The sequence below is a fragment of the Actinoplanes sp. NPDC026623 genome (genome assembly GCF_040638275.1).
GTDB lineage: Bacteria > Actinomycetota > Actinomycetes > Mycobacteriales > Micromonosporaceae > Actinoplanes.
The window spans coordinates 1-17,266 of record NZ_JBEZXZ010000193.1 but is presented as its reverse complement, the minus strand read 5'-3'; the positions used below and the strand labels follow the sequence as shown (position 1 = coordinate 17,266).

The window sequence follows — 17,266 nt, the reverse complement described above, 5'->3', positions numbered from 1 at the left end:
GGCCGGCGCGGGCGCGACGGCGGCCGGGGCGGCGGGCACGGCCGATCCCGATGAGGGTGGACGCGAGCGGCGGCGTCGACGTTCGGGTTCTTCGCCCATGACGCCGAACCTACCGCCGCCCGGCCCATTCAGAACACCTCGGTGGGATTCGGCAGCCGATGCCAGCCGAACGCGGTCGCGGCCCGCGGCAGCGCGCCCGGGGTCAGCTCGCGGACCGCGCCGGCGGCGCCGAGCGTCGCCAGCGACGTCGCACCCAGGTAGGCCGAGCCCAGCTCCAGGATCGTGCAGGCGAGGTCGGCGGGGTCCGTGGTGGGCGTGCAGGTGGCGGCGCCGTCCGGGCCGGCGGTCAGCCGCCAGCGGCCGGTGTTCGCCGCCAGCAGCGGGTCGGTGACGTCGAGGACCACGTCGACCGGCGCCGCGTACGCGCGGGCGGCGAGCGCCTTGGGCAGGTCGACGACGCGGATCCACAGGGCGTCGGCGAGGGTGCTGCCGAGCCGGCGGGGCTCGTCGACCAGGTACTGCAGCGGCTCGTCGACGGCCGCGAAGTGCACGCTCGCCGTGCGGGCCAGGTCGATCGTGAGCAGGAAGTTCCACAGCGCCGAGTAGGCGGCCGGGTCGGCGGCCACGACCTCGCGGATCCGCACGTCGCTGTTCGGGCCGAAGCGGTCCCAGCGGGACTTGACGCGCCAGAGGGCGTACCCGGTCGGGCCCTGCGGTGTGTCGTGCACCACGCCGTGCAGGGCGGTCGCGCCGTCGCGCTGCGACTCCAGGTCGGCCAGCACGTAGCGCCACCACCGGTCGTCGCGGCTGGACCAGCCGGTGCGCTCGGGGCGCAGCTGCTCGTAGAGCTTCGAGAACTCGGCGATCGCGTCGGCCGGCGCCACCAGGCGCAGCCGGGAGCCGGAGCCGGGCAAGACGGCGGGCGGGCGTACCTCCCGGGTCGAGATCTCCATGCGGAGACGCTGCGCCGCCGGCCCGTAGCCGAACCGGGGATAGATCTTGGTCTCGCTCGCCCAGAGGGCGGCGACCGGCTCGCGGCCCTCGGCCGCGATCTCCCGCAGCTGCCGGTGCATCATCTGGGTGAGCAGCCCGCGCCGCCGGTGCGTCGGCGCCACGCTGACGAGCGTCACGTGCGCGGCGGGCAGGATCGCACCGGGCACGGTCAGCTCCCGGGTGTATGCCGCCGCGTGCCCGACGATCGTCCCGGCGTCGTCGGCGACCAGCGTGCGCTCGGGTTCGACGACGGAGGCCTCGACCTCGTTGGCCTTCGGATCGAGCGTCTCGTGGAAGGCGTTGCCGATCAGCACGGCGACCGCCGCCCAGTCGTCGGCGTCGCCCACCCTGATCTGGATCGCGGAGTCACCCATGGTCCTTGTGTAACGGAACCTGCGCGCGGTTGCGACTGATATTTGCCGGCTCGTTACTCTCGATGCAGGGCGGCGTCCGGCCGTACCGGGGGAGGGGAACGATGTCAGAGCAACCGCAGTGGCCCGAGCGGACGCTCGACATGCCGCCGCAGGATCCCTGGGCCGAGCCGCCCACCTCGCAGACGGTGCCGCGACCGGCGTCCGGTCCGCCGCAGGCCGCGCCGCCGTCGCCGTTCTCCAGCGGCCGCGCCGCGGTGAATCCGCGCCCGCGCACCCAGCAGTTCGCGGCGGATCATGAGCCGACCGGGACGGGCTGGCCCGGCGCCGACGCGCCGCAGGAGCGGCGATCGCTCGGCTGGCACCTCGCGCAGTTGCGCCGCGGCGGCGAGTGGAGCTTCGCGGGCCTGCTCTTCGCGTTCGTCTGCTGGGGTGTCTGGGTGATCTCCACCGACGGCGACAGCCTGACCACGCCGGTGGTGGTGTTCGTCGTGTCGCTGCTGGTCGCCGCGGGCATCTTCGCGCTGGCCCGGCTGGTGGGCCGGGTGGTGCTGGAGCGCCAGTTCGGCCGGGTCCGGCGCACGGCGCGCGGCTCGCACATGGTGGCGGGCATCTTCCTGGTGGGCGTGGGCATCGCCCACCTGCGCCAGACGCAATGGGTGATGGACGCGTTCAACTGGGTCGCCGACCAGTTCCGGTAGGCCCGGCCCGCACGGCGTTTCCTCCCGCGAACCGGGTTGACGGAGCGCTGTCGTGGGCAAGACTGTGAGTTATGGCGTACCCACCGGAGGACCGTCCCAACGCCGCCCCGGAGGACGGTGCGCCGCCGCCGTTGCCGCCGGAGCTGGCCGGCACGCTCGCGGGCCTGGCCGGCGCCGGTAAGGCGCCCCCGCCGCGGCGGCCGGACACGTCGGTGCCGCGGACGCGTACGAGTGCGGTCTGGTTCGGGGTGTGGGCCGGCGCCGTCGCGCTCCTCCTGCTGATCGTCTTCGTCGCGCAGAACACCGGGAACGTGCGGCTCAGCTTCCTGTGGATGCAGGGCCAGATCTCGCTGGCGCTGGCGATGCTGATCGCCGGCGTCTGCGGCGCGTTCGTCGCCATGGCCGTCGCGTCGGTCCGGATCATCCAGCTGCGCCGGCTGGTCCGCCGCCGCTGACCGGGGCGCCTCCGGGCTTGACATGTGACCTTTTGGTCACCTAACTTTGAGTCATGGCGGACGACGACCGGGTGTTCAAGGCGCTCGCCGACCCGACCCGCCGCTTCCTGCTCGACCTGCTCTTCGCCCGCGAGGGACGCACCCTCACGGAGCTCGAGTCGCAGGTGGAGATGACGCGCTTCGGCGTGGCCAAGCACCTCAAGGTGCTCGAGGAGGCGGGGCTGGTGCTGGTGCGCCGGGAGGGCCGGGAGAAGTTGCACTTCCTCAACCCCGTGCCGATCCGGCTGATCCACGACCGCTGGATCGACAAGTACACCGAGCGTCACGTGACGGCGCTCGTTGACCTCAAAAGATCGTTGGAGGACGAGTCATGACCGACACCACCCAGGTCTACCGCGTGTGGATCAAGACGGCCCCGGAGAAGATCTGGGCCGCGATCACCGAACCCGAGTGGACGAGCAAGTACGGCTACGCGGCACCGGCCTACTACGAGCTCAAGCCGGGCGGCGCCTACCGGTCCGAGGCCACCGAGGAGATGCGCGAGTTCGGCCGGCAGAACGGCTTCCCGATCCCGGACACGATCGTCGACGGCGAGGTGGTCGAGAGCGACCCGCCGCGGCTGCTGGTGCAGACCTGGCGGATGCTCATGGACCCGACGACGGCGGCCGAGCCGTTCACGAAGCTGACCTACCTGATCGAGGAGCTGAAGTCGCAGCCCGGCGTCTGCCGGCTCACCATCACCCACGAACTCGTCGACGCCCCGGCGACGGCGACGATGGTGGCGGGCTCGCCGCTGGACGAGGCCGGTGGCGGCGGCTGGGCCTGGGTGCTCAGCGACCTCAAGTCGCTGCTCGAGACGGGTTCGGCGCTCAGCGGCAGCTGACGAGTCTCCCGCCGGCCCGTTCCGCCTGGCCCACTCGGTCAGCCGGAACGGGCCGGAAGGATGATCGTGACCGGGCCGCGGCCGGCCGATAACAGGAACAGGGTTATCGGTGCGGATTGCTGGAGGACATCATGGCGGTTGTGCGATCGGGCCGCCGCATGACCGCGACGACCTCCGCGGAATGGATATCCAAGCTTCCGAGGGTGGGGCTGGGCAGCGTGGTCGGCCGGCTGATGATCCTGCAATCGCCGTCGCACATCCGCACCGGTGACCTGATCGTCTCCGGCGGCGAGAAATACCGGGTGTCCCGGGTCGACCCGGCACACAACGAGGTCATCGAGGTCCACCTGGCCTACGCCGAGGATCGGCGCAGCATCTACGTGCACGCCTCGTCCGCCGTGCGGGTCGTCCGCGCCAAGCGCCGCCGCAAGCCGCCGGCCCCGAGCGCCGCATCGCCCGCAGTGGCCCCATAGCTCGATACGCCGTCGACGGCGGCCGGAACGGCCCGTCTCCGACCGGACTCGCCGTGGATATATACGCGAGGTATACCTCCGGTGTAGTCTCGCCCCATGAGCGTTCCTCTGACCCTCCTGGGCCTGCTCGAGCGGGAAGCCAGCCACGGCTATGACCTGAAACGTGACTACGACACCTACTTCGGCCGGGGCAAGCCGCTGCCGTTCGGGCAGGTCTACTCGACCCTCAGCCGCCTGACCCGGGACGGCAAGGTGGTGATCAGCGAGGTCGGCCCCGGCGACGGGCCCGACCGCAAGCGCTACCTCATCACCGAGCTCGGCGCGACCGAGCTCGACCAGTGGCTGACCCAGCCCGTCGAGCCGGAGCCGCACCTGCAGACCGTGCTCTTCGCCAAGGTCGTGCTCGCGCTGATGCTCGACCGGCCCGCCGCCGAATATCTCGACACCCAGCGCAGCGCCCACCTGCAGCGGATGCGCGAGCTCACCGAGGTGAAGCGCGCCGGCGGCCTCGTCGACGCGCTGCTCGCCGACCACGGCCTCTACCACCTGGAGGCGGACCTGCGCTGGATCGACATGACCGGCGCCCGGCTGGACGCGCTGCGAAGCACGGTGCGGCCATGACCATCGCGATCGAGGCGCGCGACGCGGTCTTCTCCTTCGGCGCGACCCCGGCGCTGCGCGGCGCGGACATCGCCGTCGAGTCCGGCGAGATCCTCGCCATCATGGGCCCCAGCGGCTCGGGCAAGTCGACGCTGCTGCACTGCCTGGCCGGCATTCTCGTGCCCGACTCCGGCGAGATCCTCTTCGGCGGGGCGCGGGTGGACACCCTGAACGAGGCCGACCGCAGCCGGCTGCGCCGCGACCACTTCGGGTTCGTGTTCCAGTTCGGACAGCTCGTCCCCGAGCTCACCGCCGCGGAGAACGTCGCGCTGCCGCTGCTGCTCAGCGGCGTCCGCCGTCCGGAGGCGCTGCGCCGGGCGCAGGGCTGGTTCGAGCGGCTCGGCATCGACGGCATGCAGCAGCGCCGCTCGGGGGAGCTGTCCGGCGGCCAGGCGCAGCGCGTCGCGCTCGCCCGGGGCCTGATGGCGGCTCCGGAGGTCCTCTTCGCCGACGAGCCGACCGGATCGCTCGACTCGCTCACCGGCGAGCAGGTCATGGATCAGCTCGTCGCGGCCGCCCGCGAGCAGGGCACCACGGTCATCCTGGTCACCCACGAGCCCCGGGTCGCGGCGTACGCGGACCGCGAGGTCACCGTCCGCGACGGCCGGGTCAACGCGCCGGACCGGATCCCCTCATGATCGGCTTCGGGCTGCGCCTCGCCGTCGCCGGTGGCCGGGAGGCGCTCACCCGCCTCGTCCTGATCGCCGCCGCCGTTGCCGTGGGCGCCGGGCTGCTGCTCGCCACCTTCGCCGGGGTCAACGCCGTCAACGCCCAGCTCACCCGCTATGCGGCGCTCTATCCCGACCCCTCGGCCGGCGCCGGCGGCGGTGATCCGCTGTGGTTCTCCTCGCGCGAGGACTTCTTCCACGGCAGGCAGATCGATCGCATCGACGTCGCCGCCACGGGACCCGGATCGCCGACCCCGATCGGCATTCCCGCGGTGCCCGGGCCGGGCGAGTTCTACGCCTCGCCGGCGTTGCAGCGGCTGCTGGCGGCCAACCCCGGCGACCAGCTCGGTGCCCGCTATCCGGGGCGCGACCTGGGCACCATCGGCGACGCGGCCCTGGGGTCCCCGGACTCTCTGGCGATCATCGTCGGCGGAGCACCCGACCGGGTCGCCGAGCTGCCGCACGCCAGGCGGCTCACCAGCATCGGCGACAACACCCCCGCGATACCCGAGACCATGGTGGATCTGATCATGGGGGTGATCGTGGCGGGGCTGCTCTTCCCCGTCCTGATCTTCATCGGTACGGCCACCCGGCTCAGCGCCGCCCGCCGGGAGCAGCGATTCGCCGCGATGCGGCTGGTCGGCGCGACGCCGGCGCAGATCTCGGCGGTGGCGGCGATCGAGGCGACCACCGCCGCCGTCGCCGGGACCGCCCTCGGGTTCCTGGTGTTCCTCGCCCTCCGTGGCCCGCTCGCGCGGATCCCGTTCACCGGCGACCGGTTCTTCACCAGCGACATGTCGCTCAGCGTGCCGAACATCCTGCTGGTCGCCGTCGGCGTCCCGGTCGGCGCCGCGCTCGCGGCGGCGGTCTCGCTGCACCGCGTCCGGGTCTCCCCGCTCGGCGTCACCCGGCGGGTGACGCCGCGCCCGCCAAGCTGGTACCGGCTGATCCCGCTCCTGCTGGGCCTCGCCGAGCTGGCGTTCTTCCTGGTCGGCCCAATGCCCGAGACCTCGGACGGCCAGACGGCGGTGTTCCTGCCCGGGATGCTGCTCATCATGGCCGGGCTGATATTCGCCGGCCCCCTGCTGACCATGCTGGGCGCCCGGGTCATGGCGCGGCGCTCGACCGGGCCGACCACGCTCATCGCCGCCCGGCGCCTCGCCGACAACCCGAAGGCGGGTTTCCGGGCGATCAGCGGCATCATGCTCGCGCTCTTCATCACCAGCGTGGCGAGCGGCGTGATCACCACCATCGTCGCCGAACGCGGTCCGGCACCGGTCGGCTCGACCGACGCCGGCACCATCTCCGCCCGCTTTTTCGAGGGGACGCCGCCGGAACCCGGACCGGTCCTGGCCGAGCTGCGCTCGATCCCCGGCGTGCGGTCGGCGACCGTGCTCCGCGCCAATCCCGGCAAGGAGGGCGAGCCCTCGGTGGTCGCCTGCGGTGACATCCCGGCGGAATACGGCAGGTGCGCGGCCGGTGCCACCGTCGCGGTGGTGGCGGACGAGTTCATCCCGTTCCGCGAGTCGGCCGACTCCACGCGGGTCTGGCCGGCCTCCCCCGTGGCGGTCGCCGACCTTCAGCGGCTGCCGATCGAGTCGGTCGTGGTCCTGACGGACGGTTCGGTCACCGCCATCGAGCACGCGCGCACCGTCCTCCAGCTGGCCTACCCGACCTACTGGGTGGCGCCCAGCGTGCCCGGCGACTTCGAGTCGGCGTTCGCCAACACGTTGCACGGCTGGCAGCAACTCGCCGACGTGATCATAGTGGCCAGCCTCGCCATCGCCGGATGCAGCCTCGCGGTCAGCGTGGTCGGCGGCCTCAACGAACGCAAGCGCCCGTTCAGCCTGCTGCGCCTCAGCGGCACGCCGGTGCGGATCCTGCACCGGGTCGTCGCGCTCGAGAGCGCCGTGCCGATGCTCACGGTCGCCGCGATCGCGATCGGGGTGGGCCTGCTCAGCGCGCAGCTGTTCCTCAAGGCGCAGATGGGCTACACGCTGATCGCGCCCGGCCCCGGCTATTACGCCACGGTCGCCGTGGGGCTCGCGGCCTGCCTCGGCATCATCGCGTCGACCCTCCCGCTGCTCGATCGCATCACCGGCCCGGAAACCGCCCGTAGCGAATGACCCCGGCGACGAGCAGCATGGAGGCATCATGACCACACGAATACGGTCGGTGCGGATGGTCGCCGTCGCGGCGGCGGCCGCGACGGTCGCGGTCACCGCCTGTTCGCCGGGCGGCGGCGCCGCCTCGGTCCCGTCGGCGAGCCCGCATGCCGGCCACGGCGGCTCCTCCCCAGCGCCGGCCCAGCCGCTGCGGCCCGGGGAACGGTTCCTCCAGCTCACCATGGAGCGGCCCTACGCGCCGTCGGCGCCGGACGGCGGCACGGACGAATACCGCTGCCTGCTGATCGATCCGAAGCTGAGCGGGCCGGCGTTCCTGACCGGAACCCAGTTCCAGCCGCAGAACGTGCCGATCGTGCACCACGCCATCGTCTTCGCCGTCCCGCCCGATGCGGCGTCCGAGGCCCGCGCGGTGGATGCCCGGACACCGGGTGACGGCTGGACCTGCTTCGGCGACGGCAGCGTCGACGACGAGCACCCGTCGGCGTGGGTCGACACCTGGACGCCCAACGGCACCGAGACGGTGCTGCGGCAGGACGTCGGATTCCCGCTGCGGGCCGGCAGCCTGCTGGTCCTGCAGATCCACTACAACCTGCTCGCCACCGGCGGCCGCGCCGGGGCGACGGACCGGTCCGGCGTGCGGCTGCGGCTGACGGCCGGCACCGCCGCCACCAAGCCGCTGGAAATCCTGCCGCTGCAGGCGCCGACCGAGCTGCCCTGCGCCGCCGGCGAGTCCGGCCCGCTGTGCGACCGGGCCGCCGCGGTCGCGGACGTCACCCGGCGCTTCGGACCCGGCGTCGGGCGCACCGAGTCGCGCCTGGTCGACGATTGCAGCGCGGGCACGCCGGTGCCCGGCGACACCCAGCACTGCGACATCCCGGTGCCGCGGCCCATGACGGTCTACGCGGCGTTGGGACACATGCACCTCCTCGGTCGCGCCATCAAGATCGAAATCAACCCCGGGACCGCCGGGGCGCAGACCCTGCTCGACGTCCCGTCGTTCAACTTCGACGATCAACTGCTCCGGCCGCTGGCCGCACCCGTACGCCTGAAGCCGGGCGACACGGTCCGGGTGACCTGCACCCACGATGCCGGGCTGCGCCGGTTGTTGCCGCAGCTACGCGGGCTTGCGCCGCGATACGTGGTGTGGGGTGACGGCACCAGCGACGAGATGTGCCTCGGTCTGCTGACGGCCACGATCGGAGACTGAGATGCCGGACGAGTGGGCCCGACCGGCGGCGCAGCCCGCCGGCCGCGATTACTCCTGGGCCGGGTCGCCTGCGGTCGCCGGCGTGCCGAGGGCCTCGGCTATCTGATCGATGGCCTCCTGCTCGGCCGGGCTCACGTCCTGCCCGTGCTCGCGGTGCGCGGCCGCCACCCGGTGCGTCAGCGCGACGACGAACCGGCGGTACTCGTCGACCTCCTCGGCGGTCGCCTTGCTCTGCAGGACGGCCACCGCCTCTCGCACGTGCCGCAGGCCGTTCTCCCGGACCTCCGCCATCGAGCTGTACCGCGTGTGGTCCGCCTTGGGCTTGGTGGACACGATATCGTCGAGCAAGGCGCTCTGACCGTGCTGGGCGCGTGCCTCCGCGTACGCCTTCGACATGGCTATCGTCTCGCGGAACATGCCGCCGCGCGCCGCGGTGATCACGATCAGGCCCGCGCTGGTCGGGCCCTCGAGCACCGACCTCCACTCGTCGTCGGTCAGTTCGCTTCTGGTCGTCATCCCAAACCCCTGCTCGTTCGTCCTGGTCCGCAACTCAAGGATGGGGCGGCGAACCCGGTCGCCGCCTCATCCGCGGCGGAGGAGTTGACGGCCCGCGTGCGTCTCGATCACTCGCGCCGACGCGTCGTTGTCCTCGTCGCAAGTCACGAGCACGGCGCCGAGGCGCGTTCGCCGGGCCACGCCCAGCACCTCACCGAGCGTCCACCCAGCCACGCCGCGGCCTCGCACCGACGACCGGGCGCCGTAGCCGGATCCCAGAATCCGCGGTTCCAGCCCAGGTGAGGCCGTTTCGGGCGCCCTGTCCCAAGTGCGATTTGCGTCGAGCCACTGTGGAGGCGCCAGTGCGGGCTGCACTATGGACAGTCGGTCCGCCCCTGCGTACCTTGGCGTCGAAGCGATGATCTTCGAACTGAGGCGAGCGAGCCGCCGGTACCTGCTCTTGCCGGCCGGTGGCGGGTAGTACGGGGGAGGGTTCTACGTATGCTGTCCAAGAACGGTCAGGGAGCCAGCACGGCAACTGGTCGACGACGAATCGCCAGAGCCGTTATGGCTCTCCTGCTGATACCGGGATCGGCGTTCCTGGTGCCGACCGGCGCCGCTGCGAAACCGCCGAGCCCGGCGTTTCCCCAACCGCCTGCTCAGCAACGGGTGCCTCTGACGGCGAAGCGGAAGCCGGTGAGCCCACCCGCCAAGATCAGAACCTACTCCCGTTTCGACCCGTCCGGGAAAGCGAAGCTCCCCGGTGCGGCACAGGCGACCGTCCAGCTGGCTTCCGGCGCGGCGAACCGGTCGGCGGCTGCTGGAGTGTCCGGGGCCTGGGCCAAGGCCGGCGACTCTCCGGTCGCGTTGTCGGCCGCGGCCTCCGGCTCCGGGCCGAATCAGGTGCATGTGGTGACCGCCGGCCAGGCGACCGCGCGGGCCGCCGGCGTCCGTGGCGTGCTGTTCAGCCTGAGCAGCGGCGATGCCGCCGGCCCGGTGGGCGTGAGCGTGGACGCCTCGACGTTCCGGCAGGCGTACGGCGGCGATTACGCCTACCGGCTGCGCCTGGTCCGCCTGCCGGAGTGTGCGCTCACCACCCCGGAACTGCCGCGATGCCAGACCCGTACGCCGGTGCGCACCTCGGCGGGCAGCCCGCTGACCGCGGAGGTGTCGCTGACCGGCGCGGCCGCCGCGAAGGCGACGGGCGGCGTCATGGTCCTCGCCGCGACGTCGGACGCCGAGGGCTCGGAAGGCGACTACGGCGCCACCAGCCTGTCGCCGGGCGGCAGTTGGTCGGTCAGCGGCAACACCGGCTCCTTCACCTACAGCTATCCGATCGCCATCCCGCCGCCCATCGGCTCGCTGGCGCCCAGCATGGCGCTCGACTACAACTCGGCGTCGCAGGACGCGCGCACCTCCGGGACCAACAACCAGTCCTCCTGGATCGGTGACGGCTGGGGGTCGACCGAGAGCTACATCGAGCGCAGCTACAAGAGCTGCGGTGATGTCTCCGGCTCGGGCGCCGACAAGGACAGCGGCGATCTGTGCTGGGCCGGGCAGGTGCTGACGATGTCGCTGAACGGCGTCTCCACGGCGATCGTCTGGGACGCGACGGCGAAGACCTTCCGCCCGGCCGAGGACGACGCCAGCATCAAGATCGAGAATCTCTTCGATGCGACGAACGGCACGAGGAACGGTGAGTACTTCCGGGTCACGAAGTTCGGGGTGCGGTACTACTTCGGCCTGAACCGGCTGCCCGGCTGGGCCTCCGGCAAGGAGGAGACCAAGTCGGTCTACACCGTGCCGGTGTACAAGGCGCACGCCGGCGCGGCCGACTGCCCGGAAAGCACCACCTTCGCCGACACCAGTTGTGTGCTGGGTTACCGCTTCAACCTCGACTACGCCGTGGACCTGGACGGCAACGCGATGGCGTACTACTACGCCACCGAGACTGGCCACTACGGCTTCAACCTGAAGAACGACGTGGTCTCCTACATCCGCGGCGGCACGCTGCGGCGCATCGATTACGGGATGACCGCCTCGACGGTTTACGCCGGCACCGCGCCGGAGCAGATCAAGTTCGAGACCGCGGAGCGCTGCCTTCCCGGACTCCCGGCCGGTAACACCTGCTCGGACAGCCAGTTCTCGGTCTCTCACCCGGAGTACTGGCCAGATACCCCGATCGACCTGAACTGCGCCGCGGGCGCCACCGACTGCCGCAACCACCAGCCCACCTTCTGGATCCGTACTCGGCTCACCGCGATTACCACCCACGTGACGGTGGACGGCGTCAGCAAGCCACTCGGCCGGTATGACCTCACCCAGACGTTCCCGGACGGCGGGGATCACGCACCCACGCTGTGGCTGGACTCGATCAAGCACTCGGGCCTCGACCGGCTGGGCGGGGCGACCGCCGACATCGCCGGCCTGCCCATCACGTTCTACCCCATTCAGATCGCGAACCGGGTCGGCACCATTCCGGGCCTGCCGCTGATGTACCACACCCGTATCAAGAACGTCGTAAGCGAGACCGGCGCGGAGACCATTGTCGACTACAGCACCCCGACCTGTTCCGGGCTGCCCAAGAGCGACCTGAGCGACGACAAGGACACCGCGGCCCAAAAGTTCGCCTCCACCAACACGACCGGCTGCTTCCCCGTCTACTGGACGCCGGAGAGCCAGCCCCGGCCGATGATCGACTGGTTCTACACCCACCCGGTCACCCGGGTGGCCACGATCGACAACAACAACCGCTATCAGGACGGCACCCAGCCGAGGCTGGTCACCGAGTACACCTATGTCGGCAAGCCGGGTTGGCACTACGACGACAACGAGCTCGTCAAGGCGAAGAACCGCACCTGGGGCCAGTTCCGTGGTTACCCGGTGGTGGAGACGCGCACCGGTGACCCGAGCGTCTTCCACTACACCGACGGCAAGCAGGTCTACGACAAGAAGACGCTGGCCCGCAGCTACTACTTCCTCGGCATGAACGGGGACACCCTGCCCGGCGGCGGCACCCGCTCGGCGCCGGCCCTGAACAGCCAGGACGGCACGGTCACGGTCGCCGACAACAATGTGTACGCCGGCATGGTCTTCGAGAGCGAGCAATACACCGCGGCGGGCGGCACGCTCGATTCCGCCACGGTCACTGTGCCGACGCAGATCGGGCCGACCGCCACCCGGGCGCGCAGCGGCCTGCCCGCGCTGACCGCGCAGATGGTGCGTCCCGCCAAGACGTTGACCCGAACCAAGACCTCATACGGTTGGCGGAAGACCGAGAGCGCGACCTTCTACAACACCGCGCTCGGCCAGAGCACCACCGGCATGCCGGTGCAGACCGCCGATCGTGGTGAGACCGGTGCCGCCGGCAATGCTCCGAGCTGTACCTTCAACCGCTACATTGACGGACCCGTCGCCACCGTGGTGCTGCTCGCCGAGTCGATCGGCACGGATCAGGACTGCGACGGCGCCGGAGCCACCGTGTCCGGCAATCTGCTGACCCACGTGAAGATTGCGTACGACACCAAGGGTCACGCCACCGCTATGCAACAGGCCACCGCGAGTTCGGGTGCCACCGCAACCGCGTTCGTCACCGAGAAGACGCTCACGTACGACTCGTACGGCCGGGTCACGTCCATCACCGGCACGCCCAACTCGAAAGCGGCCGACGGCACGACCAGCATCGCGCGAACCGTCTACACCCGGCGCAGCCCGGCCGGCGGCGCCCTGCCGTCCACCGTCACCACCGTCACCACCGTCAATCCCGGTGTGGACTGCTCGGCGGTGACGGTGTCCAGCAAGGACTGCCAGCTCGTCACGGAGACCCGCAACCCAGGGCGGCAGTTGCCCTTGGCCGCGACCGACGTGGCCGGGGCGCATAGCTCGATGAAGTACGACGCGCTGGGCCGGCTCACCGAGGTCTGGCTGGCGAACCAGAACCGGGCCGCGGGGGCGCCGCCCAGCATCGTCTACGAGTACCGGCCCTCGGCGACCGGGCCGAGCGTGGTCACCACGAAATCGCTGCTGGACAACGGTCAGTACAGCGTCAGCAAGGTGCTCAGCGACGCCCTGCTGCGCACGCTGGAAAGCCAGGGCACCGGGGAGAACGGCACTGTCATCGGCAACGACGTGCAGTACGACTCGCACGGCTGGAAGGTGCTCACCAACGACGGCTACGCGGCGGCCGGCACCCCGTCCGATTCGCTGCTTTCCGACCACCTGTCACAGGTGTCGATCCCGGCGTCCACCGTCACCGACTACGACGGGATGGGCCGGGCCACCCAGTCGACCGCCCAGCACAACGGCGTCGAGACGGCTCACACCCGAACCGCGTACGCGGGTGACAAGACCACGACTGTCCCGCCACAGGGCGGGGTCGCCATCACCGAGACGGTGAACGCCCGGGGCCAGCGCACGCAACTCGACCAGTACACCACCTGGCCGACGCTGACCGGTGACCCGACGAGCGGGTTCACCGCGAGCGGCGGAGTCAGCCAGAGCATCAAGTACACGTACACGCCCGGCGGCCAGCAGGCGACCGTGACCGGCCCGGACAACGCGGTCTGGTCGTACAAGTACGACCTGCGCGGCCGTCAGTCCTCGCAGTCCGACCCGGACACCGGCTCCACATTCACGGCCTACGACGACGCGGGCAACCTGGTCAGCACCAAGGACACCCGGGGTATCCAGCTCGACTACACCTATGACCTGCTCGGCCGGAAGCTGACCGGTACCGACCGGTCGAAGAGCAACTTCAAGTTCGCCTCCTGGACCTATGACACCCTGCGGATCGGTCTGCCGACCTCGTCGACGCGCTATGTCAGCGGCGTGACCGGCGGCTACACCGTCGCGGTGACCGGTTACTCGACGATGGGCAACCCGCTGGGGCAGAAGGTCACGCTGCCGTCGGTGGAGAGTCCGCTCCCCGTGGAGTACGAGACCGACTTCCGCTACACCGACACCGAGGAGAAGCTGGCTCAGCAGGACGACCCGGCGGTCGGCGGGCTGCCCGGCGAGACCATCACCTACAGCCACAACGCTCTGGGCTCGCCGACCAAGTCGTCCGGCATCGACCTCTACGTCGCGAACACCATCTACACCGACTTCGGCAAGCCGTCCAAGGTGACGATGGGTACCTCCGCCAATCCGGTCGAGGCCATCTACGCGTACGACGAGGAGACCCTGCGGCTCTCCGCGCGCACCATCTCGCGTTCGAAGGGGCTCGGGCCGGTCGTCGACCACACCACCTACCGGTACGACGAGGCGGGCAACCCGCTGTCGGTCGTCAACGACCAGACCGAGAGCGGCAACACCGTCACCGACGCCCAGTGCTACCGCTACAACACCCTCAAACGGCTGGTCGAGGCGTGGACCGCGTCGTCGTCGACCTGCGCCGACACCCCGTCGACCGGGACGGTGGCGACCGGAGCCGGGGCGTACTGGCAGACCTTCGCCTACGACGTGGTGGGCAACCGCACCCAGGCAGTGGACCACTCCGTCAGCGGCGGCGCCGACACCACCACGAAGTTCACCAACGGATGCACCACCGGCTGCAACCGGACCGGCGCTCAGCCGCACACGCTGACCGCGACCAGTGGCGGCGCCGACCCGACGAGTCTGGTCTACGACGTCGCCGGCAACCTGCTCAGCCGCACCGCGAGCAGCGGCAATAACCAGACGTTGAGCTGGAACAGCGAGGGCCGGCTCGCCAAGGTGGTGAGCACCGGCGCCGCCGGCGGCACGACCGAGTACCTGTACGACGCGGACGGCAAGCAGCTGATCCGCCGCGACCCCGGCCGGACCACGCTGTTCGCCGGCGACACCCAGGTCGTGGTCAACACCGCGGTCAGTCCGGCGGTGGTGCTCGGCGCGGTCCGCACCTACACCCACGGCGGCGGTGGTTACGCCGTCGCGATGCGGTCCACGCTGCCCGGTGGCGATGGGGCGTTCTACCTGTTCAACGATCCGCTGGGCACGGCCGGCCTGACCGTCGACACCACCACCCAGGCGGTGTCGCGCCAGCAGTACAAGCCGTACGGTGAAACGCGAGGCAGCCCGAACCCGGCGGCCTGGCCGGATACGACCCGGGGCTATCTCGGCGCCCCGAAGAACGCCGTCACCGGATACACCGATCTCGGTGCCCGCAAGTACGACCCCGCACTCGGCCGATTCATCAGCCCGGACCCGATCCTGGAGCTGACCGACCCGAACCAGCTGGGCGGCTACACCTACGCCGGCGACAACCCGATCGCCTCGTCCGATCCCAGTGGCCTGATTCCGGAGGAGATCGCCAACGGCCTGATCACTCGGGAAGAGTACGAGAGCATCACCGGCCGCGGGCTGGACGGCACCAAGAAGCCCAAGCGCGGCAGCGGCGGTAAGGGGCGCCCGAAGCCGCCGGGTGATGACAGCGACAAGTACAGCCTCAAGCACAACGCGGCTCAGCTGCAGGCAGCGGAGTGGCTGACGGCCTGGCACCCGACCTGGTACATCACCATGGAATTCAGGATCGAGCGCGCATCCAAGTCCAAGAGGGACACCGGAGAAGACGGATATGCCGACATCGTGGGTTACGACCCGGAAAAAGATGAGTGGTATATCTGGGAGGTCAAGCACACCGCCGGCGGCGACGGCGCCGAAGGCAAAGTGGGAGCCACCGGCGCGGAGGCGAAGGGCCCGACGGACCTCGACTGGTACATCTCCGTGTTCGAGTGGCAACACCCGGGAGAAAACATGGAGCGCGGTCCGGCGCTACCGACACGGCTGCTTCAGCCCAATCCGGACAATCCCAGTAATAGTACTCTACTTACAGATAATTCCCGCCACGGCGGGCGGGTCCGGGGCCCGGAGTACGACGGTGTGATCGTCTACTGGACCCACGGGCGGCGCGAGGACGAACCGCAGATGGCAACCTGGAAAAGCAAGACCTTCAAGGGCCGCGCGGCGGAGGGTATGCAGGGATACAACATCGTCATCAAACTGCCGGCGCCGGCGCCCTCGCCCAGCCAGGCTCCGGAAGCCCCGAAGGCCGGCTTCTGGGAGAAACAGTGGAAGGAATTCCAGGAGCCTAAGGATCCCTTCAGCGGAAGCCCGTGGCTAATTCCCTTCCGCGTTCTGGGGGAAGTCCCGGTGGCATGACGGGGCAGGAGGGTTCAATGACCTACTTCACGCTCGATGTCCAGCTGAACGTCGACTCCAGCCGAGGCCCGCTGGGCGAGGCGGCGTACGCCTGGTTCGACACCTTGACCAGTGCCTTGGCGCCGGCCGAACGGGCGGAACTCGCCGGCTTGCCGGCGGCCACCCGGCTCGACCCTTTCTCGGACGGTCCGCATGGCAGACCCGGCGAGCTGTACGGACTCATCGAGGTCGCACGCTCGATCGACGGGGGCTACCCGAGCAGTGAGTGGCGGCATCTCAGCGACGAAGGGTGGGCGTGGCTGCGGGCCGAACTGGCCGATCTGCCGTTCTGGAAGGTCACGGTGTGGATCGGCCGGTTCGACGAGGGTGGCTTCCTCGGCGACCGGATGCTGTTCGTCAGCGCCTGGCCGCTGCGGCGTACGCCCGGCTGGCTGATCCTGGACGCTCAGGTGCCTGCCGACCAGTTCACCGACCCGGTTTCCGGCCTCGCCGGGCAGCAGCGGTGGCTCGCCGCGATTCGGCAGGCCGCGGACCGGCTCAACCCGAGCTTCGGTCAGGTGGAGTACTGGCGGGACAAGGGCCGGACGGCGTTGGAGCGCTGGTCGGGACGGGAGAACCGTGATCCGCAAGAGTCGATTCCCCGGACCCGTGAGCGGCTACGGGGCTACTCCTGGCTCACGATCGCCGCGCAGGAGGTGGGTGATCGGCTCGGCGGCGTGCCCGCACTCGCTGCCACCGGCGCGTTCCAGGAGGTCGCGCCGCTGGCCGAGGGCGGGTTCTGGCTGCTCGCCACGAAGGATTTCCGGGACTACGAAATGATCTCCGCGAACCTCGTGTTCGAGGCTCTGGCTCCGGCCCTGCCACCCGGCACGCCACAAGTGCGCCGTGATCAGGGTCAGCCGCCGACGTTTGTGGTCATCGCCGACCCCGCTCACGTGTGATCGGTTCGGCGCGGGAAGCATGAAGGAAGAGGCGCCCGGGGCAGCCCGGCGCCGCCTGCGGTTGGGTCCAACGGAGGGGTATGGGTGCAAGGTGCAGATTGGTAGGGGTGGGGGGGGGCCGGCCGGGGGTTGGGGCCGTATTGGGTGGTTGCTTTT

The 17,266-nt window shown here is 70.4% G+C and carries 13 protein-coding genes; 11 read left to right on the top strand and 2 right to left on the bottom strand.

The window, feature by feature from the left end:
• Positions 1–128 precede the first annotated feature (128 nt).
• Entirely contained in the window at positions 129–1,367 is a 1,239-nt protein-coding gene (locus tag AB0F10_RS36545) for a GNAT family N-acetyltransferase (protein WP_360636067.1), read from the bottom strand.
• Positions 1,368–1,468: 101 nt separating this feature from the next.
• Here AB0F10_RS36545 and AB0F10_RS36540 point away from each other — a divergent pair, with 101 nt between their 5' ends.
• The 9 genes from AB0F10_RS36540 (at position 1,469) to AB0F10_RS36500 (ending at position 8,537) form a co-directional block, all read left to right on the top strand.
• Positions 1,469–2,065: a DNA-directed RNA polymerase II gene (locus AB0F10_RS36540; protein WP_360636064.1), complete on the top strand. Its 597-nt coding sequence runs from the start codon at positions 1,469–1,471 to the stop codon at positions 2,063–2,065.
• A 71-nt stretch (positions 2,066–2,136) separates the two neighbouring features.
• Positions 2,137–2,520, top strand: a complete 384-nt coding sequence (locus AB0F10_RS36535) for a lipopolysaccharide assembly protein LapA domain-containing protein (protein WP_360636061.1) — start codon at positions 2,137–2,139, stop codon at positions 2,518–2,520.
• A gap of 53 nt (positions 2,521–2,573) precedes the next feature.
• Complete coding sequence (locus AB0F10_RS36530; protein ID WP_360636058.1) at positions 2,574–2,894, top strand: metalloregulator ArsR/SmtB family transcription factor; 321 nt, start codon at positions 2,574–2,576, stop codon at positions 2,892–2,894.
• Positions 2,891–3,403 (top strand): SRPBCC domain-containing protein, encoded by a 513-nt coding sequence (locus AB0F10_RS36525; RefSeq protein WP_360636055.1) that lies wholly within the window; start codon positions 2,891–2,893, stop codon positions 3,401–3,403. Before AB0F10_RS36530 ends, AB0F10_RS36525 begins: the two co-directional genes overlap by 4 nt.
• Positions 3,404–3,534: 131 nt before the next feature.
• The gene (locus tag AB0F10_RS36520; protein WP_360636052.1) at positions 3,535–3,876 is read left to right on the top strand and encodes a hypothetical protein; all 342 of its coding nucleotides are present in this window, start codon (positions 3,535–3,537) and stop codon (positions 3,874–3,876) included.
• 96 nt (positions 3,877–3,972) lie between these two features.
• On the top strand, positions 3,973–4,497 hold the full coding sequence (locus AB0F10_RS36515) for a PadR family transcriptional regulator (RefSeq protein ID WP_360636049.1): 525 nt from the start codon (positions 3,973–3,975) through the stop codon (positions 4,495–4,497).
• Positions 4,494–5,174 carry an ABC transporter ATP-binding protein gene (locus tag AB0F10_RS36510; RefSeq protein ID WP_360636046.1) on the top strand — a complete coding sequence of 227 codons (681 nt, stop codon included), beginning with the start codon at positions 4,494–4,496 and terminating at the stop codon, positions 5,172–5,174. The genes AB0F10_RS36515 and AB0F10_RS36510 overlap by 4 nt, the downstream gene beginning before the upstream one ends.
• Entirely contained in the window at positions 5,171–7,330 is a 2,160-nt protein-coding gene (locus tag AB0F10_RS36505; protein WP_360636043.1) for an FtsX-like permease family protein, read from the top strand. Before AB0F10_RS36510 ends, AB0F10_RS36505 begins: the two co-directional genes overlap by 4 nt.
• Positions 7,331–7,358: 28 nt before the next feature.
• On the top strand, positions 7,359–8,537 hold the full coding sequence (locus AB0F10_RS36500) for a monooxygenase (protein ID WP_360636040.1): 1,179 nt from the start codon (positions 7,359–7,361) through the stop codon (positions 8,535–8,537).
• A 48-nt stretch (positions 8,538–8,585) separates the two neighbouring features.
• Here the strand turns inward: AB0F10_RS36500 and AB0F10_RS36495 are convergent, their stop codons facing one another.
• The gene (locus AB0F10_RS36495; protein WP_360636037.1) at positions 8,586–9,053 is read right to left on the bottom strand and encodes a hypothetical protein; all 468 of its coding nucleotides are present in this window, start codon (positions 9,051–9,053) and stop codon (positions 8,586–8,588) included.
• Positions 9,054–9,728: 675 nt separating this feature from the next.
• Between AB0F10_RS36495 and AB0F10_RS36490 the strand changes: the two genes are divergently transcribed.
• Positions 9,729–16,169 (top strand): RHS repeat-associated core domain-containing protein, encoded by a 6,441-nt coding sequence (locus AB0F10_RS36490; protein ID WP_360636034.1) that lies wholly within the window; start codon positions 9,729–9,731, stop codon positions 16,167–16,169.
• 17 nt (positions 16,170–16,186) lie between these two features.
• Positions 16,187–17,110: a hypothetical protein gene (locus AB0F10_RS36485; protein WP_360636031.1), complete on the top strand. Its 924-nt coding sequence runs from the start codon at positions 16,187–16,189 to the stop codon at positions 17,108–17,110.
• Positions 17,111–17,266: the final 156 nt, after the last annotated feature.